Source organism: Neorhizobium sp. DAR64862/K0K3, from assembly GCF_050500185.1.
Taxonomy (GTDB): Bacteria; Pseudomonadota; Alphaproteobacteria; order Rhizobiales; family Rhizobiaceae; genus Neorhizobium; species Neorhizobium soli.
This window is the reverse complement of sequence record NZ_CP191449.1, coordinates 1,381,527-1,406,650: the sequence shown is the minus strand read 5'-3', so window position 1 is coordinate 1,406,650 and position 25,124 is coordinate 1,381,527. Positions and strand designations below refer to the sequence as shown.

At 60.2% G+C, this 25,124-nt stretch carries 23 protein-coding genes; 10 read left to right on the top strand and 13 right to left on the bottom strand.

Annotation, left to right across the window (positions count from 1 at the left end; translation table 11 throughout):
- The first annotated feature begins 3 nt into the window (after nt 1-3).
- Nucleotides 4-861 carry an MBL fold metallo-hydrolase gene (locus tag ACQY1L_RS06775; RefSeq protein ID WP_430243480.1) on the top strand — a complete coding sequence of 286 codons (858 nt, stop codon included), beginning with the start codon at nt 4-6 and terminating at the stop codon, nt 859-861.
- Between the two features lie 301 nt (nt 862-1,162).
- On the opposite strand, the gene ACQY1L_RS06770 is transcribed toward ACQY1L_RS06775, so the two are convergent.
- Complete coding sequence (locus tag ACQY1L_RS06770; protein ID WP_062456878.1) at nt 1,163-1,543, bottom strand: glyoxalase/bleomycin resistance/extradiol dioxygenase family protein; 381 nt, start codon at nt 1,541-1,543, stop codon at nt 1,163-1,165.
- 69 nt (nt 1,544-1,612) lie between these two features.
- Nucleotides 1,613-2,386, bottom strand: a complete 774-nt coding sequence (locus ACQY1L_RS06765; protein WP_430243478.1) for a DeoR/GlpR family DNA-binding transcription regulator — start codon at nt 2,384-2,386, stop codon at nt 1,613-1,615.
- A 127-nt stretch (nt 2,387-2,513) separates the two neighbouring features.
- Between ACQY1L_RS06765 and ACQY1L_RS06760 the strand changes: the two genes are divergently transcribed.
- On the top strand, nt 2,514-3,677 hold the full coding sequence (locus tag ACQY1L_RS06760; protein WP_062580727.1) for an MFS transporter: 1,164 nt from the start codon (nt 2,514-2,516) through the stop codon (nt 3,675-3,677).
- 14 nt (nt 3,678-3,691) lie between these two features.
- On the opposite strand, the gene ACQY1L_RS06755 is transcribed toward ACQY1L_RS06760, so the two are convergent.
- The 3 genes from ACQY1L_RS06755 to ACQY1L_RS06745 all read right to left on the bottom strand — a co-directional run bounded on the left by ACQY1L_RS06755 (nt 3,692) and on the right by ACQY1L_RS06745 (nt 6,134).
- On the bottom strand, nt 3,692-4,171 hold the full coding sequence (locus ACQY1L_RS06755; protein ID WP_062580728.1) for a GNAT family N-acetyltransferase: 480 nt from the start codon (nt 4,169-4,171) through the stop codon (nt 3,692-3,694).
- Nucleotides 4,172-4,238: 67 nt separating this feature from the next.
- On the bottom strand, nt 4,239-4,823 hold the full coding sequence (locus ACQY1L_RS06750) for a J domain-containing protein (protein WP_062456866.1): 585 nt from the start codon (nt 4,821-4,823) through the stop codon (nt 4,239-4,241).
- Between the two features lie 165 nt (nt 4,824-4,988).
- The gene (locus ACQY1L_RS06745; protein ID WP_174196646.1) at nt 4,989-6,134 is read right to left on the bottom strand and encodes an MFS transporter; all 1,146 of its coding nucleotides are present in this window, start codon (nt 6,132-6,134) and stop codon (nt 4,989-4,991) included.
- Nucleotides 6,135-6,340: 206 nt separating this feature from the next.
- Here ACQY1L_RS06745 and ACQY1L_RS06740 point away from each other — a divergent pair, with 206 nt between their 5' ends.
- On the top strand, nt 6,341-6,766 hold the full coding sequence (locus ACQY1L_RS06740) for a DUF4864 domain-containing protein (protein WP_209900904.1): 426 nt from the start codon (nt 6,341-6,343) through the stop codon (nt 6,764-6,766).
- Between the two features lie 47 nt (nt 6,767-6,813).
- On the opposite strand, the gene tgt is transcribed toward ACQY1L_RS06740, so the two are convergent.
- The 5 genes from tgt to coaD form a co-directional block, all read right to left on the bottom strand.
- Complete coding sequence (tgt, locus tag ACQY1L_RS06735; RefSeq protein WP_430243473.1) at nt 6,814-7,947, bottom strand: tRNA guanosine(34) transglycosylase Tgt; 1,134 nt, start codon at nt 7,945-7,947, stop codon at nt 6,814-6,816.
- Nucleotides 7,944-9,032, bottom strand: coding sequence for a tRNA preQ1(34) S-adenosylmethionine ribosyltransferase-isomerase QueA (gene queA / locus ACQY1L_RS06730; RefSeq protein WP_430243471.1), 1,089 nt, complete (start codon nt 9,030-9,032; stop codon nt 7,944-7,946). The genes tgt and queA overlap by 4 nt, the downstream gene beginning before the upstream one ends.
- A gap of 74 nt (nt 9,033-9,106) precedes the next feature.
- Entirely contained in the window at nt 9,107-9,616 is a 510-nt protein-coding gene (locus ACQY1L_RS06725; protein WP_062456851.1) for a peptidylprolyl isomerase, read from the bottom strand.
- A 77-nt stretch (nt 9,617-9,693) separates the two neighbouring features.
- Nucleotides 9,694-10,266 (bottom strand): peptidylprolyl isomerase, encoded by a 573-nt coding sequence (locus ACQY1L_RS06720; RefSeq protein WP_062456848.1) that lies wholly within the window; start codon nt 10,264-10,266, stop codon nt 9,694-9,696.
- Between the two features lie 31 nt (nt 10,267-10,297).
- Entirely contained in the window at nt 10,298-10,792 is a 495-nt protein-coding gene (coaD, locus tag ACQY1L_RS06715) for a pantetheine-phosphate adenylyltransferase (protein ID WP_430243469.1), read from the bottom strand.
- Nucleotides 10,793-11,212: 420 nt separating this feature from the next.
- Between coaD and ACQY1L_RS06710 the strand changes: the two genes are divergently transcribed.
- Nucleotides 11,213-11,395 (top strand): hypothetical protein, encoded by a 183-nt coding sequence (locus ACQY1L_RS06710; RefSeq protein WP_062456843.1) that lies wholly within the window; start codon nt 11,213-11,215, stop codon nt 11,393-11,395.
- 449 nt (nt 11,396-11,844) lie between these two features.
- On the opposite strand, the gene gyrA is transcribed toward ACQY1L_RS06710, so the two are convergent.
- Nucleotides 11,845-14,706: a DNA gyrase subunit A gene (gene gyrA, locus ACQY1L_RS06705; protein ID WP_430243467.1), complete on the bottom strand. Its 2,862-nt coding sequence runs from the start codon at nt 14,704-14,706 to the stop codon at nt 11,845-11,847.
- A 228-nt stretch (nt 14,707-14,934) separates the two neighbouring features.
- On the opposite strand from gyrA, the gene ACQY1L_RS06700 reads away from it, so the two are divergent.
- Complete coding sequence (locus ACQY1L_RS06700) at nt 14,935-15,567, top strand: MarC family protein (protein ID WP_062456837.1); 633 nt, start codon at nt 14,935-14,937, stop codon at nt 15,565-15,567.
- 34 nt (nt 15,568-15,601) lie between these two features.
- Nucleotides 15,602-16,777 (top strand): HPP family protein, encoded by a 1,176-nt coding sequence (locus ACQY1L_RS06695; RefSeq protein WP_430243465.1) that lies wholly within the window; start codon nt 15,602-15,604, stop codon nt 16,775-16,777.
- 18 nt (nt 16,778-16,795) lie between these two features.
- Here ACQY1L_RS06695 and ACQY1L_RS06690 read toward each other — a convergent pair whose 3' ends face one another.
- Entirely contained in the window at nt 16,796-17,380 is a 585-nt protein-coding gene (locus ACQY1L_RS06690; RefSeq protein ID WP_062456831.1) for a single-stranded DNA-binding protein, read from the bottom strand.
- A gap of 245 nt (nt 17,381-17,625) precedes the next feature.
- Between ACQY1L_RS06690 and uvrA the strand changes: the two genes are divergently transcribed.
- Nucleotides 17,626-20,547: an excinuclease ABC subunit UvrA gene (uvrA, locus tag ACQY1L_RS06685; protein WP_062580741.1), complete on the top strand. Its 2,922-nt coding sequence runs from the start codon at nt 17,626-17,628 to the stop codon at nt 20,545-20,547.
- 39 nt (nt 20,548-20,586) lie between these two features.
- A complete protein-coding gene (locus ACQY1L_RS06680; protein WP_430243463.1) occupies nt 20,587-21,396 on the top strand; it encodes a DUF72 domain-containing protein in 810 nt (269 codons plus the stop codon).
- Here the strand turns inward: ACQY1L_RS06680 and ACQY1L_RS06675 are convergent.
- Nucleotides 21,393-22,880: an NAD(P)H-hydrate dehydratase gene (locus tag ACQY1L_RS06675; RefSeq protein WP_430243461.1), complete on the bottom strand. Its 1,488-nt coding sequence runs from the start codon at nt 22,878-22,880 to the stop codon at nt 21,393-21,395. The genes ACQY1L_RS06680 and ACQY1L_RS06675 overlap by 4 nt on opposite strands.
- 331 nt (nt 22,881-23,211) lie before the next feature.
- Between ACQY1L_RS06675 and ACQY1L_RS06670 the strand changes: the two genes are divergently transcribed.
- Both ACQY1L_RS06670 and glnA read left to right on the top strand, forming a co-directional pair.
- Nucleotides 23,212-23,550, top strand: a complete 339-nt coding sequence (locus tag ACQY1L_RS06670) for a P-II family nitrogen regulator (RefSeq protein WP_007753933.1) — start codon at nt 23,212-23,214, stop codon at nt 23,548-23,550.
- A 71-nt stretch (nt 23,551-23,621) separates the two neighbouring features.
- A complete protein-coding gene (glnA, locus tag ACQY1L_RS06665; RefSeq protein ID WP_062456819.1) occupies nt 23,622-25,031 on the top strand; it encodes a type I glutamate--ammonia ligase in 1,410 nt (469 codons plus the stop codon).
- The last annotated feature ends 93 nt before the right edge of the window (nt 25,032-25,124 follow it).

Sequence of the window (25,124 nt, the reverse complement as noted above, 5' to 3'; positions counted from 1 at the left end):
GTGATGGCGGCCCGGGTCGGAACGAGCACCGGATATCGGCGGCGCTTTACCGTTCTCGGCTGCGCGTCTTCGCCGGGCGTACCGCGGCTGAACGGCGACTGGGGCGATTGTGACCCGGAAAACCCGAAGAACCGGCGCACGCGCGCCTCGTTCATGGTGGAGCAGATCGCGCCGGACGGCGGCAAAACTGTTGTCGTGATCGATACCGGCCCGGACTTTCGCGAGCAGATGATCGCCGCAAGCGTCCAGCGCATCGATGCCGTCCTGTACACCCATCCACACGCCGATCATCTGCACGGCATCGACGATCTACGCGGCTATTTCATCCTCCAGAAGCACCGCATTCCGATCCATGCCGATCCGTCGACGATGGACCGCATCCGCCAGGGCTTCGGCTATTGCCTGGAAACACCGGCCGGCGGCAGCTATCCGCCGATCGTCAAGCCGGTGCTGATCGAGACGATGGACGCGCCGATCGTCATAGACGGTCCGGGCGGTGCCATCCGGTTCCAGCCGCTCAGGCAGATCCACGGCGATATCAATTCACTAGGCTTCCGGATCGGCAACGTCGCTTACTGCAGCGATGTCAGCGACTTTCCGCCGGAAACCGTGCCGAAGCTCACAGGACTGGATACGCTCATCATCGACGCGCTCCAGTACCGCACGCATCCGAGCCATCTTTCACTTCAGCAGGCACTCGACTGGATCAGCCATCTGGCGCCAAAGCGCGCGTTGCTGACCCACATGCATATTCCACTGGACTACGATCGCGTCATGGCTGAAACGCCGGGCCATGTCGAACCGGCCTATGACGGTTTGGCGTTCGAAGTCGATGTGACGGCGGATGATCTGCAGCTCTAAGGGAGAAGGCCAAGGTATTGCGCTTCCAGCCACATCCTTTAGTTCCATAATCTATCTTATCTGATCTTTGGATGTTGCTGCAAAGCTGGACTGTCACACTCCCCGCATGTGAGTAGCGAGCGCGATCTGCGGCGGATCGAAGTTTCGTCCAAGGCCGGATCTTGCTTGATGACAATAGTGTCACTGGCGCATGGTCTTGACCTGAGCGAGCGCCGGATCCGCCGGATCACATCCCATACGTTTCAGTACCCAGAACATTGATGATCGAACGCAACAACTTTGTGCGCCGTCGGCATCGCGTTCAAACGGTGATCTCGACGGCGCTACCATCCGGCATCACGATGACGGCCTCGTAGAACCCGTCACCGGTCCATCTGGGTCCTGACCGCAGACAGCCGGCCAGTCGGCAACGTTCCGCCAAAGCATCGACTGCACTCTCGCTGCCAAGGGCGATGGCGATATGATCCCAGCCAACGCTTTCTTCTGTGGCGTCCGTAACCCATGGCCCGGACATGAGCTCGATCTGGTCCTCTGCACCGGGCAGGTTGGCGAACCTCGATGTGAACCCTACCCTGTTCTTGCTGTGGTAAGGTTCTCCCACCGTTGCGCCGAAATAGGTCTCGAAAAACCCGGCAGCGGCGTCGAGGTCGCGGGTCCAAAGTGCTGTGTGGGCGATGCGCATGGGTCGTTGAATTCCTCGTTTGACGAACGTGCGAAGCTACGAAAGATGCGGACGTTGCCGCCACATGCTTCACGTCGACGGAGAACCGCCATCTAGTGCGACATGCACCTGGACATCGCACCGCGCGAAGTCTCCGCGGTCGAATTCGCCATCCTCCACGATGAGATGATCGATCATCGACGTGTCCGCGACCTTGAACGGCGCGACTGTGCCGAGCTTCTCGGCCGTCGCGGCGACAACGAGAATGCTGCTCTGGTTCACCATGGTCCGCTTGAGTTCGGCCTCGCCCGGATCGAGCGCAGTGACGCCGGCGATGCTGTCCACGCCGCATACGCCGATGATGAACATGTCCGCATAGACCTGCATGGCTTCACGTATCGCCTGCGGCCCGAGGCACGCGCCCTTCGCCTGATCGTACAGACCGCCGAGTACAATGACCGTAAAGTTCGGTCGGTCTGACAGCGCCGTCGCAATCACCGGCGCGTTCGTGATGATCGTCAGCGTCTGGCTCGGATCGAGCGCGTTCGCGACCGCAAGATTGGTGGATCCGGCGTCGATGAACACGGTCTGGCCGTCCTCGACAAGCCGCGCCGCCGCCCGTGCAAGGCTCGACTTTCTATCCGTGTCCAATGCCGTTCTGGCAGCCAACGTGCCGAAATCCGGCGTCGGCAGCAGCGCGCCACCATAGACTCGACGGCAGAAACCCAGCTTGGCGAGTTCGCGCAGGTCTCTGCGAACCGTGTCTTCGGACACGTCAAACTGCGTCGCCAGTTCGCTCGCAACAACCTTGCCGCGGACGGTCAACTGCTCGCGGATGCGGTCGAGCCTCTCTTCTGTCAGCACGTGCCAGCCCCCTCATGAAAGTTTCTGCACGATCTTGCACATTCTTACGCATTCTGTAAACAGGGCACCATCAAGGACGGCGACGATCTCCTCCGAGGTCCAACGCTGTAATCCAGGAGCTATCGAGATGCCGAACGCCCAGATCCTCAAAGGACGCCCCCGCACCGGAGGCCGACACCAATGGGCCACGCGCTCCAGCTTTCTCATTGCCGGCTCGGCCATGGCGGCCTGGGCACCGCTGGTTCCTGTCGCCAAGGCTCGAATCGGCGTGGATGACGGCACGCTTGGCCTGCTGCTCCTTTGCCTTGGCCTGGGCTCTATCGTGACCATGCCAATGGTCGGCATTCTCGCGAGCCGATTCGGATGCCGGGCCGTCATCGTGGCAAGCACCCTCGCCCTCGCCGTCGTGCTCCCGCTGCTGGCGGTCGCCGATACGCTTCCCGGCATGGCGATCTCGCTGGCGCTGTTCGGGGCAAGCGTTGGCGCGGTGGACGTCGCGATCAATATTCAGGCCGTCATGGTCGAGAAGGACAGCGGCCGCAACATGATGTCCGGCTTCCATGGGCTGTTCAGCGTCGGCGGCATTGTCGGCGCGGGCGGCATGAGCCTTCTGCTTGGTGCCGGCGTTTCACCCCTGACCGCGACCTTGATGTTCAGTGCGCTGCTGCTTGGTCTGCTGGCGCAATCCTTTCGAGGCCTCCTGCCCTACGGAAACCAGGAGACCGGAGATGCGCCGTTGTTCACCATCCCGCGCGGCATCGTGGCCTTCATCGGACTGCTGTGCTTTCTGGTTTTCCTTGGCGAGGGCGCGGTGCTCGACTGGAGCGCTCTGTTCCTCATCGGCGCGCACCTTGTCGATCCAGCTCAGGCAGGCTTTGGCTACACGATGTTCGCCATCGCGATGACCGTTGGTCGGCTGACAGGCGACTGGATCGTCAAGACGCTCGGCGGCATGAAAGTCGTGGTCGGTGGCGGCACGCTCGCAGCACTGGGTTTCCTGCTGACAGTCCTGGCTCCCAACCAGCCCCTGGCGTTTGCGGGCTTCCTTCTGGTAGGGCTCGGGGCTTCCAATATCGTGCCGGTTCTGTTCACAGCAGCCGGCAAGCAGACCCAAATGCCACCCAGCCATGCGATCGCTGCCATCACGACGATGGGCTACGCCGGAATTCTCATGGGTCCGGCCGCCATCGGTTTCGTTGCCCATCACTATAGTCTGGGTGTGGCCTTCGTTCTGGTTGCTGGCGGCATGGCGTTCGTCGCGCTCACCTGGCCTTTGACCGCGCGACGGTAACGGGCTGATCCGGCCTAGCCGTCAGCAAAGTCCCTGAGCTTCTCACCAGCCATCCGGTAGCGGATCCACTCCTTCTGCGGTTCGGCACCGATCGCATCGTAGACACCGATCGCCGGTTCGTTCCAGTCGAGCACGCTCCACTCGAACCGTCCGCACCCGCTCTCGACAGCGATCTTCGCGAGATGGCGCAACAGCGCCTTCCCGGCCCCGAGCCCGCGAGCGTTCGGCGTCACGTAGAGATCCTCGAGATAAAGTCCGTTCCGTGCCTGCCATGTCGAATAATTGAAGAACCAGATGGCCATGCCGACCGGTTTGCCATCGCTTTCGCAGATCAGGCCGCGCGTGACAGATGTCGGGCCGAACATCGATGTCTCGATCGTCTCGACGGTCGCCGCAACCTCATGCTCGGCCTTTTCGAAGATCGCGAGTTCGCGGATGAAAGACAGGAGCGTTCCGGCATCGGCACGGGTGGCGTCTCGGATGGCAAGTGTCATGAAATGATCCGTGAAGTTTCGGCGACGCCAAATGTGATCGTCCGATGGCCGCGTGCGGGTCCGCGGCCTATTCGGCCGCGTCCTTTACCTCGACAATTTCGATCTCGTAACTGTATCCATCCAGCATTCCATAGGCCTGCTCGATGGTCTGGATCTCGGAATCCGCCTTGCTGATCGCATCGGCAATCGTTTCGCAGCGTGATTTCAGCATGCGGCCCAAAACATCCGTTTCTGGCTTGCGGCCGATCCGGTTGATGTGATTGCGGATCCGGGCGCGGTGGCGCTCCATCTCGAGAATATGGAAGCGCGCATTGACGATCCGGTCCGTGAGCTTGCGCCGCATCGAGGAAACCGGATCAAAGCTGCCAGGCTCGCGCTCATCGAGGATCATCTCGTTGACGAGCATCTCCAGAATGACGAGACCCTGCAGGTCCTTCTTGTCGGCAAGCTCGGGATCGTAGCCGGTGTCGTCATAGACTTTTCGGCGGATCGGGTCGTTCAGGAGCTCGAAGGATGCCTTCAGCTGTCCGAACGTTTCCGCATCGCCGCCGGTATCGGGATGAGCGGATTTCACCCGTTTGCGGTAGGCAAGCTTGATCGCCGTCACATCCGCCTCGCGCGAAACACCAAGAATTTCATAGGGATCGATCACAGTGCCACCTGTTTTCGGAAAGTCATATCAGAAAACGCCAATCCAGTCGTAGCGACGAAGTCCAGTCGGCTCAAGCCATTATCCATTCATGTGGCCAATTAGGGGCCATCAGCCGGCAAGTCTTGCCCCTGCCCCAAAACCGACCGGTTTTCCACATGCAAGCGATCAACGCCTGAGACGGAACGGCCGGCGCCCATCGGCCACGGGCGCCATCAGGAAGCTGATGAGAACGGTCGGCAGAAGAACGACGAACGTGGCAACCAGGCTCACATGCTCGGCAATGAAGCCGAGAAGCGGCGGCACGCCGATCGTGGAAAGCATCAGTGTCAGCGCGAGCGCTGCAAGATTGTCGGACGGCTGTCCCTTGCCGCGCGCGATCGTGGTCGAGACTGCCAGGGGAAAGGCCAGCGCTATCCCGCAGCCGATCAGAAACAGCGCCACGCCGGCAACGACGAGGTTTGCGGCGGTCACCAGCAGCACGATACCGAACGCGACGGCGATAGCGGATCCCCGGATCAGCGAGATCGGTCCTGCGACTTCCCGCAGCTTGTCGCCCGACAGCCGCGTCAGTCCCATGCCGACGGTGAAGACGGCGTAGAGGACGCCGGCCATCGCCGGATCCGCCCCCATTTCCTCGCGCAGAAAGAAGATCGCCCAGTCGTAGACCGCGCCTTCCACGATGCAGAGCCCGAACACCATGATGCAGATGAGGATGATGGTCTTGTCCGGCATGACGTATGCGGATTTTCTTTTCGTCGTCGGCGCAGCTGGCGCCGGGTCGGCGGCCGTCACCCGGAAGACGGCAAAGCAGGCTACGAGGACAAGTAGCGCCGCCACGCTCTGCTGCACAAAGGGCGATACGCCCTGCGCTGCGAGGAAACCGGACGCAAGCGATCCGAACAGAAGCCCGACCGACCAGAACCCGTGGCTTCTCGCCAGAACCTTTGTGCCGGTCCGCTGCTCGATACCGGCGGAGATCATGTTGGCGGACACATCGAAGATCGTGCGAAAAAAGCCGAACAGGAAGAAACCGAGGACAAATAAAGGGAGCGGCGCGGCCGCCAGGATCGGGCTCAGAAGCGCGACAATGGGCAGCGTGATGACCGCGGTCAGCCGTGGCGTAAGCCTATCGGTGATCCGTCCGGCCAGAGGTAGCGCCAGAAACGTGCCAACCGGGGCGCTCAAGAGCGCCATCCCGAGCACCGCCTTGTCGATGCCCATCGATTCCTGAATGGCCGGAAGCCGCGTGAACAGGGAAACGAACAGAAGAGCATTGCTGAAATAGAGCAGAGCCGGCGCAAGTAGGGTCATTACGGAATTCCGAAGCAATCACATCAGACACACTGGTGCACCGCGACTTTGACGACGACAAGACATGAACGTGGGACCCTGCCCTGCGTTAAGGTTTGCCGTCCGACTGGGCAGATCGCGGTGATGCTGAAAATATCCGCAACGCCACCTTTCCCTTTGGTGAGTATGCTCTAAACTTTATGGAAGCCGATGCTGGAGAATGTCAGATGCGCTTTCGAATAGCCTCTCTTGCCGCATTCCTCTTTCTGTCACCCGCAGGTGTCGTCCACGCCGAAGATCCGGTCGCCGACGCCCGCGCCGTCATCTCCGCCCAGATCTCCGCCTTGATGAACGACGATGCGGATAAGGCCTATTCTCTCGCGTCGCCGGGGATCCGCAGTCTTTATCCGGATAAAAAAGTCTTCTTCGCCATGGTCCGCGACAACTATGAGGCTGTCTATCAGGCCGGAACCTATGCCTTCGGCCGCTCCAAACTGGTGGGCGGCGGCGAAGTCGTGCTGCAGGAAGTGATGATCAGCGCCAAGCAGGGCAAGGACTGGACCGCCATCTACGAGATGCGGCTGATGGACGACGGCTCCTACAAGGTCAACGGCGTCAGGATGATCCGCAACACGGCAAGCCAGGGCATCTAGTCTAAATATGGTCGGCAGGGGCACCGCCCCTGCCCGCTGGAACATCCTCAGACCGGGTCGATATCGCCCTTCGCCCATTCCGCCTGGGTCTCTGCACAGAAATCCTCGAAACGACCGTTGGCTATCGCCTCGCGAATACCCTTCATCAGATCCTGATAGTAATTGAGGTTGTTCCACGACAGCAGCATCCCGCCCAGCGATTCGTCTGCGCGGATCAGATGGTGCAGATAGGCGCGGGAGTAATCGCGTGTAGCCGGGCAGCCGGACTCGTCGTCGAGCGGTCGCATATCCTCGGCATGGCGTGCGTTGCGAAGGTTCACCTTGCCGCGACGGGTGAAGGCGAGACCGTGACGGCCGGCCCGCGTCGGCATCACGCAGTCGAACATGTCGATACCGCGCGCCACCGATTTCAGGATATCATCAGGCGTTCCGACGCCCATCAGATAGCGCGGCTTTTCGGACGGCAGAACCGGGAGCGTTTCCTCCAGCATGCGCAGCATCACTTCCTGCGGCTCGCCGACCGCAAGGCCACCCACCGCATATCCCTTGAGGTCGAGCTGTTTCAGCCCTTCGGCAGACCGCACGCGAAGCGCCGGAATGTCACCACCCTGGACGATGCCGAACATCGCCTTGCCTGGCTGTTCCCCGAAGGCCACCCGGCAGCGCTCGGCCCAGCGCAGCGACAATTCCATCGCGCGCTCGATTTCCTTGGGCTCGGCCGGAAGCGCCACGCATTCGTCGAGCTGCATCTGGATATCCGAGCCAAGCAGGCCCTGGATTTCGATCGAACGCTCCGGCGACATATGGTGCTTGGATCCGTCGATATGGCTCTTGAAGGTCACGCCCTTCTCGTCCAGCTTTCTGAGCGCCGAAAGCGACATGACCTGAAAGCCGCCCGAATCGGTGAGGATCGGATGATCCCAGCGGATCAACTTGTGCAGTCCACCGAGCCGCGCAACCCGTTCGGCGCCCGGCCGCAGCATCAGGTGATAGGTATTGCCGAGTATGATATCGGCGCCCGTATCGCGCACCTGGTCGAGATACATCGCCTTGACGGTCCCGACGGTGCCGACCGGCATGAAGGCCGGTGTGCGGATCGTTCCGCGCGGCATGGAGACTTCGCCGAGACGGGCGCCGCCGTCTGTTGCCTTCAGATTGAACTGGAAATTTTCGGTGGTCATCGGTCGTTCCTGAAAAGCAGGCTTGAGTCGCCGTAGGAGTAAAAGCGGTAGCCGGACGAGATGGCATGGTCGTAGGCTGAGCGCATCGTCTCGAGCCCACAGAAGGCCGAAACCAGCATGAACAGCGTCGATTTCGGCAAATGGAAATTGGTCATCAGCATGTCGACTGCCTTGAACCGATAGCCGGGCGTGATGAAGATGCCGGTCGCACCGCTCCAGGGCAGTATGGTGCCGTCGTCAGCCGCAGCACTTTCAATCAGCCGCAGCGAGGTCGTGCCGACGCAGACGATGCGCCCGCCCCTCGCCCTTACGGCGTTGAGATGCTGCGCGGTCTCGGCACTCACGTAACCGATTTCCTGATGCATCTTGTGGTCTTCGGTATCGTCCACCTTCATCGGCAGAAACGTTCCGGCCCCCACATGCAGCGTCACGAAATGCCGCTCGACGCCCGCCGCGTCCAGCCTGGCAAACAGGTCGGGCGTGAAATGCAGCCCTGCAGTTGGCGCTGCGACCGCTCCCTGCTCGCGGGCGTAGATCGTCTGGTAATCCTTGGCGTCCTGCGCATCCTCAGGTCGCTTGGCGGCGATATAGGGAGGCAGTGGAATATGGCCGACCGACAGGATCGCTTCGTCGAGTGCCGGACCGGAAAGATCAAAACGCAGCGTCACCTCGCCGCCCTCTCCCTTCTCCTCGACTGTCGCGACAAGCGACCCGGACAGGCAGGTACTCTCACCGGAGCGGCCGAACTCGATCCGATCGCCGATCTTGATCCGCTTGCCGGGCCTTGCAAAGGCCTTCCAGACATCCGGTTCGGTGCGCATATGCAGCGTTGCCGAAACCTGCTGACCGCCGGCGCCCTCACGATGGCGGACGCCTTCGAGCTGCGCGGGAATGACTTTCGTGTCGTTGAAGACCAGCGCGTCGCCCGGTTTCAGGAATTCCACCAGATCGCTGACCCGCTGGTCGGAAAGGACAGGATCGGCGCTTGCGTCGACGACAAGCAGCCGGGCGCTGTCGCGCGGGTTTGCCGGCCGCAGCGCAATGTTTTCCTCGGGCAGATCGAAATCGAAAAGATCGACACGCATGATGTTAGAGCTTCCAGAATAGGCAAGGCCCGCCCCGTCGAGAAGACGGAGCGGGCCAGAGATTGCGGTTTAGATCAGACGTCTGCGGCGACGCGGACGGAAACGATCGAGTCCGGATCCTTGACCGGCTCGCCCTTCTTGATCAGGTCGATGATGTCCATGCCTTCGATGACCTGGCCCCAGACCGTGTACTGCTTGTTCAGCCAAGGAGCGTCGGTAAAGCAGATGAAGAACTGCGAGTTGGCGGAGTTCGGGCTCTGCGAACGGGCCATCGAGCATGTGCCGCGGATATGCGATACAGCCGAGAATTCAGCCTTCAGGTCCGGCTTGTCGGAACCGCCCATGCCGGCGCGCGAAGGGTTGAAGTCCGCTCCGCCCTGCTTGCCGAACTTGACGTCGCCGGTCTGCGCCATGAAATCCGGAATGACGCGGTGGAAAACAACGCCGTCATAGGCCGTCTCGCGGGCAAGTTCCTTGATGCGCGCAACGTGCTCAGGTGCCAGGTCCGGCAGGAGCGAGATGACGACCTTGCCCTTGGTGGTTTCCATGATGAGGGTGTTTTCGGGATCCTTGATCTCGGCCATGGTATTTCTCCTTGATTATCTCTGTCTCAGGACATCAGCCCGGTGGGCCATTGCCGTTTCAATCGACTGTGAGCCGATTATTTCTTGCCGACGGTCACCTTGACCATCTTGTCGGGATTGGTGACTTCGCCATTGCTGCCATCGCCGCGCTTGATCTTGTCCACGGCTTCCATGCCGGACACGACCTTGCCGATTACGGTGTACTGACCGTTCAGGAACGGGCCTTCATCGAACATGATGAAGAACTGCGAGTTGGCAGAATTCGGGCTCTGCGAACGGGCCATGCCGACAGTGCCGCGCTCGAATGGCGTCTTGGAAAATTCTGCAGGAAGATCGGCAAGATCCGAGCCGCCGGTGCCGGCGCGCGAAGCGTTGAAGCTCGGGCCGCCCTGCTTGCCGAACTTGACGTCGCCGGTCTGGGCCATGAAGCCATCGATGACGCGGTGGAATATGACGTTGTCATAGGCACCCTTGGCAGCCAGCGCCTTCACCTGCGCAACGTGCTTCGGTGCCGACTCAGGCATCAGCTGGATCACGACCGGGCCATCCTTCAACTGGATGGTCAGAAAATCGTCTGCCGCCGCAACGGCTGTTCCGACCGTGGCAGCGAGCGCGAGGGCGCCGGCTATGGCGAGGCGAAGCAGTTTCATCAGAAGACTCCTGTTATCTTTTGTCGCAGAATCAGCGTTTGTGCTTTTCGTTCAGGGCGCGCAGTACCACAGCCGGCACGAATTCACCGACATTGCCGCCCATGGCAGCGATCTGGCGGACCAATGTGGCCGTTATGGGCCGGGAGGCGGCCGCAGAGGGCAGGAATACCGTCTGAAGGTCTGGCGCCATTGTCCGGTTCATGCTGGCCATCTGAACCTCATAGTCGAAATCGGTCCCGTCGCGCAGGCCCCGCACCAGGATTGTCGCCCCCTGCTCCCGGGCCGCGTCGATCACCAATCCTTGGAAGGAAACCACCGAAAGACTGTCGCGGCGAGCAGGCAGAGCCTCCGAAAGTGCCGCTGCGATCAATGTCGCGCGCTCCTCGAAGCTGAATACCGGCACCTTGCCCGGATGAACGCCGATTGCCACGACGACCCGTTCGGCAATGTTCAGCGCCTGCACGAGAATATCGAGATGGCCGTTTGTCATCGGGTCGAATGAGCCGGGATAAAGAGCGATCGTCATACTGAAGTCGGAGCCTGTTCCAGCTGAATTTCAACGGCCTTTTGTCATGGAAGGCCGCCCGCTGCAAGGCTTTCCCAAAAACTGAACGAAAGATGAATGCGTCGTTCAAGGCCGTTTCAGCCGGCTCATGTTTAACTGACAATCATGACGGGGCGAGATCATCGTCCCGCTGAGTTGAGAGACACGGAAATGCTGGCTTTGATGATTTTCGCTGCAATCGTTGCAGCGCTTTTATTGGACGCCGCGATTTACGTATTCGGATCGCCAGACCTCTGAGAAGTGGAAACGCGATCCGGAACCTGAACGCCAGATGAACACGCCATTCAAGCATGCTTCAGAGCCGTTCAGATAGGTCACTCTCATAATGTGGTGTCGCTGCGCGCAGTTCACGCGCTCAGGCAATTAAAAGGATAATCGGATATGATGATCGCAAACAAAAAGATGGCTATGCCCGACAAGATCACCATGATTAACCTCGTATGGAGCGCCATGATTGCTGTCATGTTGACGGCGACGGTCACTCTTTACCAGGACCGCTCGGATGTCGACGGCTCCAACTACCCGCAGGTTACCGGTCGTTACAGCGACATCTCCTACTATTGATCGCCTGCCGCGAGGAGCTGGACTGGGACCTAATCCCATTGGCCGTTCCTCTGAAACATCCGCGATCTTAGAAACCGCAATCGTGCCCCCTGATCTTTGGGCGCGTTGTCGGGAAGATCTAGAGCGACAAGCCACACCATTATTTTCGTGAACGGTAGCGAACAGGACGCGATGCCCTTTCCGCGCCAAGCGGCTCAAACAAAGCCGGAGGATGGTTTTCCATCCTCCGGCTTTTTCGTTGTTGATGTCCTCTGCCCTCCGGGAGGACGCGACCTACTCGGTCGCATCCCAATCCAATGATCGAACACCGCGCCACTAGTTTGATCGCCGGTGCCAAATACTGGTGAGATGCCCAACCCGTGGAGCTACTCAAACAGAAGCCGGAGGATGGTTTCCTATCCTCCGGCTTTTTTCGTTTTCTCGTCTTTTGCCGTCCGGGTGGACGCGACCTATTCGGTCGCATCCCCGTCAGCATCAGGCGTATCGGTTTCGGGCGCGTCGGTGTCGGTATCGGGAGCAATCCCGAGGTCACCGGTTTCGGCCGAGATCTCACCCGGCAACTCGCCGTTCTCGTCTTCGTTCTCAGGCTCGCTGATGCGCTCGACGGAGACCACCTTCTCATCCTTATGGGTCGAGAAGATCGTGACGCCCTTCGTCGCACGGCTGGCAATGCGAATGCCGCCAACCGGAACACGGATCAGAACACCGCCATTCGAAACGAGCATGATCTGGTCACCCTCGCCGATCGGGAAGGCGGCAACGAGTTCGCCGATTTCCGCAGTCTTCGAGGTATCGGTGGCACGGATACCCTTGCCGCCACGGCCCGATGTCCGGAAGTCATAGGAAGACGAGCGCTTGCCGTAGCCTTTTTCCGAAACCGTCAGCACGAACTGCTCGTGTTGCTTCAGGTATTCGTAGCGCTCATCGGAGAGCTGTCCCTCTTCGGTGACTTCCTCACCAACCAGAGCGATATCCTCTTCGTCCACCCCGGCAGCACGGCGCTCGATCGCCGAGCGCTTGAGGTAAGCTGCACGTTCCCACGGCTCGGCATCCACATGCCCGACAATCGTCATCGAGATGATGCGGTCGCCTTCGGCCAGATTGATACCGCGGACACCGATGGAATTACGGCCGGCAAAGACGCGGACCTCTTCGACCGGGAAGCGGATCGCCTGTCCAAGCGCGGTTGTCAGCAACACGTCGTCGCCGGGCTCGTTGAGGTCGAGGTTCGGACCGCTGCAGGTCTCGACGGAGAGGATTTCGTCACCCTCTTCCTCGAGCTTCATGGCGATCTTGCCGTTGCGGTTGACCTGCACGAAGTCCGACAGCTTGTTGCGGCGAACCGTGCCGCGTGTCGTCGAGAACATCACGTCGAGGTTATCCCAGGACGTTTCGTCCTCGGGCAACGGCATGATCGTGGTGATGCGCTCGCCGGCTTCCAGCGGCAGCATGTTGATCAGGGCCTTGCCGCGCGATTGCGGCGTACCGATCGGCAGGCGCCAGACCTTTTCCTTGTAGACGATGCCACGCGAGGAGAAGAACAGCACTGGCGTATGAGTATTGACCACGAATAGCCGGGTAACGAAATCTTCGTCACGTGTGGCCATTCCGGAACGGCCCTTGCCGCCACGACGCTGGGCGCGATAGGTCGCCAGCGGAACACGCTTGATATAGCCGAGATGCGAAACGGTGACGACCATGTCCTCGCGGGCAATCAGGTCCTCGTCGTCCATTTCGAGACCGCCTTCGAGGATCTCGGTGCGGCGTGGCGTGCCGAATTCGTCGCGAACGGCGATAAGTTCGTCCTTGACGATCTGCTGGATGCGAACCCGCGACGACAGGATGTCGAGATAGTCGGAAATCTCGGCGCCTATCTTGTTCAACTCGTCGCCGATTTCATCGCGGCCAAGCGCCGTGAGGCGAGCAAGACGCAGTTCGAGGATCGCGCGGGCCTGTTCCTCGGAAAGGTTGTAGGTCAGATCCTCGTTGATCTTGTGACGCGGATCGTCGATGAGCCGGATAAGAGCCTCGACGTCATGGGCCGGCCAGCGGCGCGTCATCAACTGCTCGCGTGCCGTCGCAGGATCCGGTGCACGGCGAATAAGCGCAATGACTTCATCGATATTGGCAACGGCGATCGCCAGACCCACCAACACGTGAGCGCGCTCGCGCGCCTTGCGCAGCAGGTATTTCGTGCGGCGGCTGACGACTTCCTCGCGGAAGGACACAAAGGCCTTCAGCATGTCGATCAGCGCCAGCTGCTCCGGCTTGCCGCCATTGAGCGCCACCATGTTGCAGCCGAACGACGTCTGCAGCGGCGTATAGCGGTAGAGCTGGTTCAAAATGACGTCTGCATTCGCATCGCGCTTCAGTTCGACGACGACACGGTAACCCTGTCTGTCCGACTCGTCGCGCAGATCGGAAATCCCTTCAATCCGCTTTTCGCGGACGAGCTCGCCAATCTTTTCGACCATCGAGGCCTTGTTCACCTGGTAGGGAACTTCGGTGATGATGATCTGCTCGCGGTCGCCGCGCAGTGGTTCGATCGTCGCACGACCGCGCATCATGACCGATCCGCGACCGGTCTCGTAAGCCAGCCGGATCCCGGCGCGGCCGAGGATCATTGCACCAGTCGGAAAGTCCGGACCGGGAATGATCTGCATCAGCTCGGGCAGTTCGATCGCCGGATTGTCCATCATCGCGATGCAGCCGTCGATCACTTCCGACAGATTGTGCGGCGGGATGTTGGTTGCCATACCGACGGCGATGCCGCCTGCGCCATTGACGAGTAGGTTCGGGAATTTCGCAGGCAGAACCACCGGTTCCGACAGCGTGCCGTCATAGTTGTCGCGGAAATCGACGGTTTCCTTGTCGAGATCGTCGAGCAGCGCATGGGCGGACTTTTCAAGCCTGCACTCGGTATAGCGCTCCGCCGCCGGCGGATCCCCGTCGATCGATCCGAAATTGCCCTGTCCGTCGATGAGGGGCAAGCGGAGCGACCAGTCCTGCGCCATACGTGCCAGCGCATCATAGATCGCGGAGTTGCCGTGCGGATGGAATTTACCCATCACGTCACCGGTTACGCGGGCGCATTTGACGTATTTCTTGTTCCAGTCGATCCCGAGCTCGGACATGCCGAACATGATGCGCCGGTGAACCGGCTTCAGTCCGTCACGAACGTCGGGAAGTGCGCGGCTGACGATCACGCTCATCGCATAATCGAGATAGGACCGCTGCATCTCTTCCATAATGGAAATGGGTTCGATGCCTGGAGGCAGCTTTCCGCCGCCGGGTGTGCTTTGCTCAGTCAAATCGGATCACGATCTCTGTTCGGAATCATTTGAATTTTTATAGCGGAAAGCGGCTCCGGGCGCCAATTTCCACTGAATTTGCTTTGTAGTTGTGAACAGGTTTTGCGGCATTTGGAAGGTGTTCGCCACGATCGTTGGATACATTCGTTGCAAGACTTCCCTAAAGCGCCCGGCTGTCCTAACAATCTTATCATTGAACGGCAAGCCGAGCGTCCTCTAGGAGTATCCATGGCCTCACCCGATGCTCTCATCAACGCGTTGACCACTTTGTTGGTCACGCTCGACCCACCTGGTCTGGCGCCGGTCTTTCTGGGCCTGACGGTCGGCATGACGACGGCACAACGGCGCTTTGTCGCTTTTCGCGGTGCGCTGATCGCGTTCGGGATCCTCGCGGTGTTTGCCCTGTTCGGATCGAGCGTTCTCGGCCTGCTCGGCATCTCGATCGGCGCCTTCCGCATCGCGGGCGGCCTGCTTCTGTTCTGGATCTCGTTCGAAATGGTTTTCGAAAAGCGTCAGGAGCGAAAGGAAAAGACGTCTCAAAAGGCGATCACGATCGACCATATCCACGATATCGCCGTGTTTCCGCTCGCCCTGCCGCTGATCGCCGGCCCCGGAGCGATCTCGGCGACCGTCCTTTTGTCCGGAACATTCACCAGCGCTCTCGACCGCGCCCTTCTTATCGGGGTCCTCGCGCTGATCATGGTGGTGCTCTACGCAACGCTTCTGATCGCGGAAAAGCTCGACCGTTTCCTGGGTGTGACAGGGCGCGCGATCCTCACCCGGCTTCTCGGGGTCATCCTCGCTGCCTTGTCCGTTCAGTTCGTGGTCGACGGTATCCGGTCGGCATTCGCGATACCCTGATCCTTCCTGAGACGGACGGCCGAAAGCTCAATCCATGCACATTCTGAACCGTCTCATCGGACAGGCACCGAACCCGATCAGCATGAGGGAACGGCTTCGCTCTGCGGGCGGCGCCTTGCTCGGCATTTCCCTGACGGGACTGGGCGGAAGTCTCGTCGTCGGCTTCGAACCGTCATTGCCGGCACTGATCGCCCCGATGGGTGCCTCGGCCGTGCTGCTCTTTGCCGTCCCGTCGAGCCCGCTCGCACAACCCTGGTCCATCCTCGGCGGCAATATTCTCTCGGCCACTGTCGGCGTCACAGTCGCTGCGCTCGTGCCAGACCCTGCCCTCGCCTCGGGCCTCGCCATTGGCATAGCGATCGCGGCGATGATGGCGCTGCGCTGCCTGCACCCGCCAAGCGGTGCGATTGCCCTGACCGCAGTGCTTGGCGGCCCGTCCATTCACGCGATGGGCTACGGATTCGTCCTCTGGCCGGTTCTGGGCAACTCGGTGGCGTTGCTGCTGCTTGCGATCATTCTCAACAATCTGGCAGGCCGGCGCTATCCGCATGCGCCCGCTACACCTGCCCCTTCGCACGGCACCAAGGATCCGCCGCCGGGCGGCCGTATCGGGTTTCGCCGGGAGGATCTCGACGCCGTCCTCAGGGACTATGATCAGGTCCTCGATATCGATCGCAGCGACCTCGAAACCATTATTCGCCTGACCGAACTGCGCTCCTACCGCCAGCGCGCGAGCCACCTCACCTGCGCCGACGTCATGTCCCGCGACGTGATCGCGGTGTCACCGGATGATCCCCTGGGGAAGGCGCATCAGTCCATGCGCAACCACCGTCTGAAGGCCCTGCCCGTCACCAACGAAAAGGCTGAGGTGGTTGGCGTCGTTACGCAGACGGATTTTCTGGACAAGCCAATCTGGACCGGCGGTCGCCCGACGATCGGCCCTCGCCAGCGTCTGCGCCTGATGATGCAAGGCGCAACAGCGCCAAACCATATCGTAAGGGATATCATGACCGCGCCGGTCCGGACGATCGAGCCGTCGGCACCGCTCAACGACGCGGTCGTCATGTTTGCGGAGGAAGGCCTGCACTACCTGCCGATCGTCGGCGAGAACGGCAAACTCGTCGGGATACTCTCGCAGTCCGACGTGCTTGTAGCGATGCTTTCGGACCGCGCCACTCATGCTCCAATCGAACATGAAAAAGGCGCCTGACCGGCGCCTTTTTTTTGATCAGAATGGGATGTCGTCGTCGAGGTCGCGGGAGAAGTTCCCGCCGCCACCACCGGAGGACTGGCCACCCTGGCTGCCCTGAGCACCGCGCCCTGCCGGTGCTCCACCCCCGGAACGCGGACGATCATAGTCATCGCCGCCGCCACCGTAGTTGCCGCCGAAATCACCGCCGCCACCGCCGCCGAAGTCGCTTGCGCCACCACGTGCGCCGCCGCGCTCACCGCCGCCTTCGCCACGACCGTCGAGCATTGTCAGGGTCGAGTTGAAGCCCTGCAGCACGATTTCGGTTGAATAACGATCGTTGCCGGTCTGGTCCTGCCATTTGCGGGTCTGCAGTGCGCCTTCGATATAAAGCTTGGCGCCCTTTTTGACATACTGCTCGACGACCTTGCAGAGGCCTTCGTTGAACACGACGACCGTATGCCATTCTGTCTTTTCGCGACGCTCGCCCGACGTACGATCGCGCCAGCTTTCCGACGTGGCGATGCGCAGGTTTGCGATCGGGCGGCCATCCTGCGTCCGGCGGATTTCCGGGTCGGCGCCGACATTGCCCACCAGAATGACTTTGTTCACGCTGCCCGCCATCGTATTCACCTCGTTTGCCGCCAAGCGCGGCTTTGAAAACCAATTACCCCACCTTAAACCATCGATCGTCCGGATTGGGCAATGCCGAGGTTTAATCCACAGTGAATTTTGTTCTTTCTTTGTTCTATTTTCTCCGTATAGTTCTGTCAAGCATTCGGAACCGGGTTGCGTTGCAACAGTTTCGTCTCGACAGGCGGCTTTCGATAACTACATAAGGACCTTCGATCCTCCCCGAAGGCATAACGATGAGCGAACTCAAAACCATTTCCATCCGTGGTGCGCGCGAGCACAATCTGAAGGGTATCGATCTCGATCTGCCCCGCAACTCGCTGATCGTGATGACCGGCCTGTCCGGCTCCGGCAAGTCGTCGCTTGCGTTCGACACGATCTATGCCGAGGGACAGCGACGCTATGTCGAAAGCCTGTCGGCCTATGCTCGCCAGTTTCTTGAGATGATGCAGAAGCCTGACGTCGACCAGATTGAAGGCTTGTCTCCGGCGATCTCGATCGAGCAGAAGACGACCTCGCGAAATCCCCGCTCGACGGTCGGCACGGTCACGGAAATCTACGACTACATGCGCCTCTTGTTCGCGCGCGTCGGCGTTCCCTATTCGCCGGCGACCGGGCTTCCGATCGAAAGCCAGACCGTCAGCCAGATGGTCGACAGGGTCCTTGCTTTCGAAGAAGGCACCCGTCTTTATATTCTCGCACCAATGATCCGCGGGCGCAAAGGCGAGTACAAGAAGGAACTCGCCGAGCTGATGAAAAAGGGTTTTCAGCGCGTCAAGGTAGATGGCCAGTTCTATGAGATCGCCGACGTTCCAGCGCTCGACAAGAAATACAAACACGACATCGACGTCGTTGTGGACCGCCTTGTGGTGCGATCCGACATTGCCGCGCGTCTGGCCGACAGCCTTGAGACATCGCTGAAACTGGCGGATGGCCTAGCCGTTGCGGAGTTCGCCGACAAGCCTCTGCCGGAGAAGGAAACCTCCGCAGGCGGATCTGCCAACAAGTCGCTCAACGAAACCCATGAACGGGTTCTGTTTTCGGAAAAATTCGCCTGCCCTGTGTCCGGATTCACCATTCCGGAGATCGAGCCGCGGCTGTTCTCCTTCAACAATCCCTTCGGTGCCTGCCCCACCTGCGATGGTCTCGGATCACAGCAGAAGGTGGACCGGAACATGATCGTGCCGGAACCCGGCCGGACACTGAAGGATGGCGCGATCGCGCCCTGGGCGAAATCCACCTCGCCCTACTACAACCAGACGCTCGAGGGTCTCGGCAAGGTCTTCGGTTTCAAGCTGACGGACCGCTGGGACAAGCTGTCGGATAGCGCCCGCTCGGCGATCCTCGAGGGCACCGAGGAAAAGATCGAGTTCAACTACGCCGATGGCGCCCGGTCCTACAAGACGACCAAGACGTTCGAAGGCATCGTTCCCAATCTCGAACGGCGCTGGAAGGAAACCGACAGTGCCTGGGCGCGCGAGGAGATCGAGCGCTACATGTCGGCCGCTCCATGCCCGTCCTGTGCAGGCTACCGCCTGAAGCCGGAAGCGCTGGCGGTCAAGATCAATAAGCTGCATATCGGCCAGACGACAGAAATGTCGATCCGGCTGGCACGCGACTGGTTTGCGGCGCTCCCCGAGCACCTGAACGCGAAGCAGAACGAGATCGCTGTCCGTATCCTCAAGGAGATCCGCGAGCGCCTTCAGTTCCTGAACGATGTCGGGCTCGACTATCTCAGCCTGTCGCGAAATTCCGGCACGCTGTCCGGTGGCGAGAGCCAGCGCATCCGTTTGGCGTCGCAGATCGGCTCGGGCCTCACCGGCGTTCTCTACGTGCTGGACGAGCCATCAATCGGCCTCCACCAGCGCGACAATGCCCGCCTGCTCGAAACGCTGAAGCATCTGCGTGATATCGGCAATACTGTCATTGTCGTGGAACATGACGAGGATGCGATTATGACCGCCGATTACGTGGTCGATATCGGCCCTGCGGCCGGCATCCACGGCGGCACGGTCGTCGCCGAAGGCACGCCGCAGCAGGTCATGGCAAACCCCAAGTCACTGACCGGTAAATACCTGTCGGGCGAACTCGGCGTCGCAGTTCCCACTGAGCGCCGCAAGGTCAAAAAAGGCAAGGAACTCAAAGTTTTCGGAGCTCGCGGCAACAACCTGAAGAATGTTACCGCCGCCGTACCGCTCGGCGTCTTTACCGCCGTGACCGGCGTATCGGGTGGCGGCAAGTCGACCTTCCTGATCGAAACGCTCTACAAGTCGGCCGCACGCCGCGTCATGGGCGCGAGAGAAATCCCGGCCGAGCACGATCGGATCGACGGGTTCGAGCATATCGACAAGGTGATCGATATCGACCAGTCGCCGATCGGTCGCACACCGCGCTCCAACCCGGCCACCTATACCGGTGCCTTCACCCCCATCCGCGACTGGTTTGCCGGCCTGCCGGAAGCCAAGGCCCGCGGTTACGCACCCGGCCGCTTTTCCTTCAACGTCAAGGGCGGCCGTTGCGAGGCCTGCCAGGGCGACGGCGTCATCAAGATCGAGATGCACTTCCTTCCGGATGTCTATGTCACCTGTGATGTCTGCCACGGCAAACGCTACAACCGCGAAACGCTCGACGTGCATTTCAAGGGCAAGTCGATCGCCGATGTCCTGGACATGACGGTCGAGGAAGGTGTCGAGTTCTTTGCCGCGGTTCCGGCCGTGCGCGACAAGCTGCAATCGCTGTTCGATGTCGGTCTCGGCTATATCAAGGTCGGCCAGCAGGCAAACACGCTCTCAGGCGGCGAAGCGCAGCGCGTCAAGCTTGCCAAGGAGCTGTCGAAGCGCGCCACCGGCCGCACGCTCTATATTCTGGACGAGCCAACGACAGGCCTGCATTTCCACGACGTCGCGAAACTATTGGAAATGCTGCACGAGCTGGTCAATCAAGGCAATTCGGTCGTGGTCATCGAGCACAATCTCGAAGTCATCAAGACCGCCGATTGGGTTATCGACATTGGCCCCGAAGGCGGCACGGGGGGTGGGGAGATTGTTGCCTGCGGCACGCCGGAACAGGTCGTCAAGGAGAAGCGCTCCTATACCGGCCAGTTCCTTAAGGAGCTTCTGGAACGGCGTCCGGTCAAGAAAGTCCAAGCGGCAGAATAGTTTTTACCGCCGCCAGTACCTGTTTCGGGGAGATGATTGATGACACCAGGCGTAATTCGGACAGGTATCGGCGGCTGGACCTTCGCGCCTTGGGAGGGCACGTTCTATCCGGACAAGCTGGCGAAGAAACGCCAGCTTGAATATGCGGCGTCCAAGCTAAAGGTCATCGAGGTCAACGGCACCTATTACGGGTCGCAAAAGCCCGAGACTTTTGCGAAATGGGCGTCCGAAGTGCCTGACGGATTCATCTTCTCGCTCAAAGCCAGCCGCTACACCACCAACCGCAAGGTCCTGGCCGAGGCGGGCGAATCGATCGAACGTTTTCTTCAGCAGGGGCTCGTCGAACTCGGCGACCATCTTGGGCCGTTGCTCTGGCAGTTCGCGCCCACCAAGAAATTCGAGCCTGACGATTTCGAAGCGTTTCTGAAACTGCTGCCGGACGCGCTGGAAGGGCTGCCTTTGCGCCACGTCGTCGAGGTCCGCCACGACAGCTTCAAGGTTCCGGAATTCGTCGAACTCATCGCCAAATCCAATGTCGCGCCCGTCTGCGCCGATCATTTCGACTATCCGATGATCGCCGACGTTACCGCTGATTTCGTCTATGCGCGGCTGCAAAAAGGGTCGGACGAGATCGAAACCTGTTACACGAAGCCGGATATGAAAGATTGGGCGAAAAGGTTGAAAACCTGGTCTGCCGGTAGCGTCCCCGACGATCTACCTTTGATCGACGAAACGCGTAAGCCCGCCAAGACAGCGCGCGACGTCTACGCCTTCTTCATTCACGAGGGCAAGGTCAACGCCCCCGGCGGCGCAATGGCCATGCAGGAGATGCTCGACGCCAAGAGCTAGGGCTCTCTGTTCGGCATGATCCCTGCTCTTTTAGCCAGCTCTTCCGCGGTCATGTCTGGGGTCAGGCTATTGGCCGCTTCGCCGTGTAGGTAGACGCCTGCCGCCGCGGCCTCCAAGGCGGGCATTCCCTGGGCCAACAGCGCACCGATCATTCCGGCGAGCACATCTCCGGAGCCTGCGGTGGCAAGCCAGGGCGGCGCATTCGTGTTGATCAGGGCGCGGCCATCGGGTGAAGCGATCACCGTGTCTGCACCCTTGTAGACGATGACGGCGCTGGCCAGCGCCGAGGCTTTCAGCGCCTTCTCGGGCTTGCTGAGTTCTTTGTCCTTAGCCAAATCCGGAAACAGCCGCGCAAACTCCCCCTCATGTGGGGTCAGTACCAGGCGCGTCTCGCCCTCCGAGAAGGCTGAAAACAGCGTATCAGGATCGTCCTTGAACGAGGAAATGCCGTCCGCGTCCAGCACCAGCCGCTTGCCCTTCAGTGCCAGCACGAACTCGCGGGCTTTCTCCCCGACGCCGAACCCCGGGCCGAGCACGAAGGCGGAGAGTTTTGCCGAACCCAGCCAGTCGGCGAGGTCTGCGACATCGTCGATTGCATGAAGCATGATTGCTGTCAGCGAGGCGGCATTGACGGAAAGTGCGTCCGTTGGGCTTGCAACGGTAACGAGCCCTGCCCCGCGCTTCAGACCCGCCGTCGCCGAAAGCCGGGCTGCGCCCGTCTTGTCCGCGGGACCGCTGAACACGACCAGATGTCCACGCGTATACTTGTGGCTGTCACCCAATGGTGACGGCACAGCTGAGCTCCAGATCGACGGCGCGTTCTCGGCAAGACTGCCGGCCTTGCTCAAAACGATTCGACGGGGGATGCCGATATCGAAAACCTCAAGTTCACCGCAGAGCTCGCGTCCCGGCATGAGGACGTGGCCAGGCTTGCGCGCAACGAATGTCACCGTCCGATCTGCACGCAACGCCGCGCCAAGCGCCACACCGCGCCGGCCGCATAGTCCAGACGGCAGATCGACGGCAAGCACGGGTGTATTGGTGGCTGCCAGACGATCAGCGAGTGCCGCCACGCTATCGGAGACGTTTCTGGAGAGCCCTGCCCCGAAGAGCGCATCGATGACGACATCACCAGGCAATGGCACATAATTGTCCAACGGCTGGGTATCGAGCGGGCAGCGTGAACGGGCCTCAAGCGCATCGCCGCGCAGTTGTGCGGGATCCCCGAGACTGTAGACCACGCAGCGTGTGCCGGCCTCGTTCAAGGCCGCCGCTGCGACATAGCCGTCACCGCCATTGTTGCCGGGTCCACACAGGACGACAAAGCGCAACGCGCCGGGAAAGTGTCGAAGAGCCGACGCCGCGACAGCCCGGCCCGCGCGGTCCATCAGCCCTATCGAGGACATGCCTGATGCTGCCGCGGCCGTGTCGATGGCTGCCATATCGTTGGGCGTCAGGAGCAAATGAGCGAATGAATTGGTCATTTGTCTATTCAAAGGCAAAACAGGGGAAATACAAGCGCGATCTTAGTGATCAAAACATCATCAAATGCACAGAAAACATGCTTATTTAGTAGGTGGACAGGCATGCGCTCGGTGCGGCGGGCGGAAGCGATTTCGGCAAGGATACGGCGTCAGGCGCACAAACCCGGACGTGGCCGACCACGTTCAGCAGGCAATCCACCGAAAAATGGAAAGTTTTGACGCAAACCCGTGTTATTTTCTGAAAAACGTGAAAGAGTTTGGCACGAATAGTGCATCGGCCTGTTTGGCGGGCATGGGCCTGCGACTGGGAGAAGCGGAGAGTTGGTTTCTCATGAAGAAGATCGAAGCGATCATTAAACCGTTCAAGCTGGATGAAGTGAAGGAAGCCCTTCAGGAAGTCGGCTTGCAAGGGATTACGGTGACCGAGGCCAAGGGCTTTGGACGCCAAAAAGGACATACCGAGCTTTATCGTGGCGCGGAATACGTCGTCGACTTTCTCCCGAAGGTGAAGGTTGAAGTTGTGCTGGCTGACGAGAATGCAGACGCGGTCATTGAGGCCATCCGCAACGCGGCACAGACTGGACGAATTGGAGACGGCAAGATATTCGTTTCCAACGTGGAGGAAGTCATTCGTATTCGCACCGGCGAAACGGGTGTGGACGCTATCTGACCGCACTTTGAAGGCTGATAAGAAGCCGCGCGGACAGTTCATAACAATCATACAGGCGAGGAAAAGGTCATATGACGAGCGCAAGCGAAATCATGAAACAGATCAAGGAAAACGACGTCAAGTTCGTGGACCTGCGCTTTACGGACCCGCGCGGCAAGCTGCAGCACGTGACGATGGACGTCTCGGCCGTCGATGAGGATATGTTCGCCGATGGCGTCATGTTCGATGGCTCCTCGATTGGCGGATGGAAGGCCATCAACGAGTCGGACATGGTGCTGATGCCCGATCCGCAGACCGTGCACATGGACCCGTTTTTCGCGCAATCCACCATGGTCATCGTTTGCGATATTCTCGATCCGATTTCCGGTGAAGCCTACAACCGCGATCCGCGCGGCACGGCCAAGAAGGCCGAGGCCTATCTCAAGGCATCGGGCATCGGCGATACGATTTTCGTCGGCCCCGAGCCTGAATTCTTCGTCTTCGACGACGTCAAGTACAAGGCCGATCCCTACAATACGGGCTTCAAGCTGGACAGTTCGGAACTGCCGTCCAACGACGACACCGATTACGAGACCGGCAACCTTGGCCACCGTCCGCGCGTCAAGGGCGGCTACTTCCCGGTTCCGCCGGTCGATAGCCTTCAGGACATGCGCTCGGAAATGCTCACCGTCCTCACCGAGATGGGCGTGGTCGTCGAAAAGCATCACCATGAAGTGGCCGCTGCCCAGCACGAACTCGGTGTGAAGTTCGATACGCTGGTGCGCAACGCCGACAAGATGCAGATCTACAAATACGTCGTGCATCAGGTCGCCAATGCCTATGGCAAGACGGCCACCTTCATGCCGAAGCCGATCTTCGGCGACAACGGCTCGGGCATGCACGTTCACCAGTCGATCTGGAAGGACGGCAAGCCGACCTTTGCTGGTGACGAGTATGCAGGCCTGTCGGAAAGCTGCCTTTACTACATCGGCGGCATAATCAAGCACGCCAAGGCGATCAACGCCTTCACGAACCCGACGACGAATTCCTACAAGCGTCTCGTCCCGGGTTACGAAGCACCGGTTCTGCTTGCCTACTCGGCCCGCAACCGTTCCGCCTCCTGCCGCATTCCGTTCGGGTCGAACCCGAAGGCAAAGCGCGTCGAAGTCCGCTTCCCCGATCCGGCCCAGAACCCCTATCTCGGTTTTGCCGCCATGCTGATGGCCGGCCTCGACGGCATCAAGAACAAGATTCATCCCGGCAAGGCCATGGACAAGGATCTCTACGACCTGCCGCCGAAGGAACTGCGCAAGATCCCGACGGTCTGCGGTAGCTTGCGCGAAGCGCTCGACAGCCTCGACAAGGATCGCAAGTTCCTCACCGCCGGCGGCGTTTTCGACGACGATCAGATCGACGCCTATATCGAACTGAAGATGGTGGAAGTCATGCGCTTCGAGATGACGCCGCATCCAGTCGAATTCGACATGTACTATTCCGCCTGATCCGCGGACCAACCTGAAAACCAGAAACGGCGGGGCTTACCCGCCGTTTTTCATTCGTGCTTCATCGGAGCAGCAGGCTCCTAACCTGCGGTC

What these genes read in the sequence shown, in the direction of transcription:
- ACQY1L_RS06775 (WP_430243480.1), top strand. Translation starts at nt 4, where the DNA reads ATGGCGGCCCGGGTCGGAACGAGCACCGGATATCGGCGGCGCTTTACC.
- ACQY1L_RS06770 (WP_062456878.1), bottom strand. Translation starts at nt 1,543, where the DNA reads ATGCGCATCGCCCACACAGCACTTTGGACCCGCGACCTCGACGCCGCT.
- ACQY1L_RS06760 (WP_062580727.1), top strand. Translation starts at nt 2,514, where the DNA reads ATGCCGAACGCCCAGATCCTCAAAGGACGCCCCCGCACCGGAGGCCGA.
- ACQY1L_RS06755 (WP_062580728.1), bottom strand. Translation starts at nt 4,171, where the DNA reads ATGACACTTGCCATCCGAGACGCCACCCGTGCCGATGCCGGAACGCTC.
- ACQY1L_RS06745 (WP_174196646.1), bottom strand. Translation starts at nt 6,134, where the DNA reads ATGACCCTACTTGCGCCGGCTCTGCTCTATTTCAGCAATGCTCTTCTG.
- ACQY1L_RS06740 (WP_209900904.1), top strand. Translation starts at nt 6,341, where the DNA reads ATGCGCTTTCGAATAGCCTCTCTTGCCGCATTCCTCTTTCTGTCACCC.
- tgt (WP_430243473.1), bottom strand. Translation starts at nt 7,947, where the DNA reads ATGACCACCGAAAATTTCCAGTTCAATCTGAAGGCAACAGACGGCGGC.
- queA (WP_430243471.1), bottom strand. Translation starts at nt 9,032, where the DNA reads ATGCGTGTCGATCTTTTCGATTTCGATCTGCCCGAGGAAAACATTGCG.
- ACQY1L_RS06725 (WP_062456851.1), bottom strand. Translation starts at nt 9,616, where the DNA reads ATGGCCGAGATCAAGGATCCCGAAAACACCCTCATCATGGAAACCACC.
- ACQY1L_RS06720 (WP_062456848.1), bottom strand. Translation starts at nt 10,266, where the DNA reads ATGAAACTGCTTCGCCTCGCCATAGCCGGCGCCCTCGCGCTCGCTGCC.
- coaD (WP_430243469.1), bottom strand. Translation starts at nt 10,792, where the DNA reads ATGACGATCGCTCTTTATCCCGGCTCATTCGACCCGATGACAAACGGC.
- ACQY1L_RS06710 (WP_062456843.1), top strand. Translation starts at nt 11,213, where the DNA reads ATGATGATCGCAAACAAAAAGATGGCTATGCCCGACAAGATCACCATG.
- ACQY1L_RS06700 (WP_062456837.1), top strand. Translation starts at nt 14,935, where the DNA reads ATGGCCTCACCCGATGCTCTCATCAACGCGTTGACCACTTTGTTGGTC.
- ACQY1L_RS06695 (WP_430243465.1), top strand. Translation starts at nt 15,602, where the DNA reads ATGCACATTCTGAACCGTCTCATCGGACAGGCACCGAACCCGATCAGC.
- ACQY1L_RS06690 (WP_062456831.1), bottom strand. Translation starts at nt 17,380, where the DNA reads ATGGCGGGCAGCGTGAACAAAGTCATTCTGGTGGGCAATGTCGGCGCC.
- uvrA (WP_062580741.1), top strand. Translation starts at nt 17,626, where the DNA reads ATGAGCGAACTCAAAACCATTTCCATCCGTGGTGCGCGCGAGCACAAT.
- ACQY1L_RS06680 (WP_430243463.1), top strand. Translation starts at nt 20,587, where the DNA reads ATGACACCAGGCGTAATTCGGACAGGTATCGGCGGCTGGACCTTCGCG.
- ACQY1L_RS06675 (WP_430243461.1), bottom strand. Translation starts at nt 22,880, where the DNA reads ATGACCAATTCATTCGCTCATTTGCTCCTGACGCCCAACGATATGGCA.
- ACQY1L_RS06670 (WP_007753933.1), top strand. Translation starts at nt 23,212, where the DNA reads ATGAAGAAGATCGAAGCGATCATTAAACCGTTCAAGCTGGATGAAGTG.
- glnA (WP_062456819.1), top strand. Translation starts at nt 23,622, where the DNA reads ATGACGAGCGCAAGCGAAATCATGAAACAGATCAAGGAAAACGACGTC.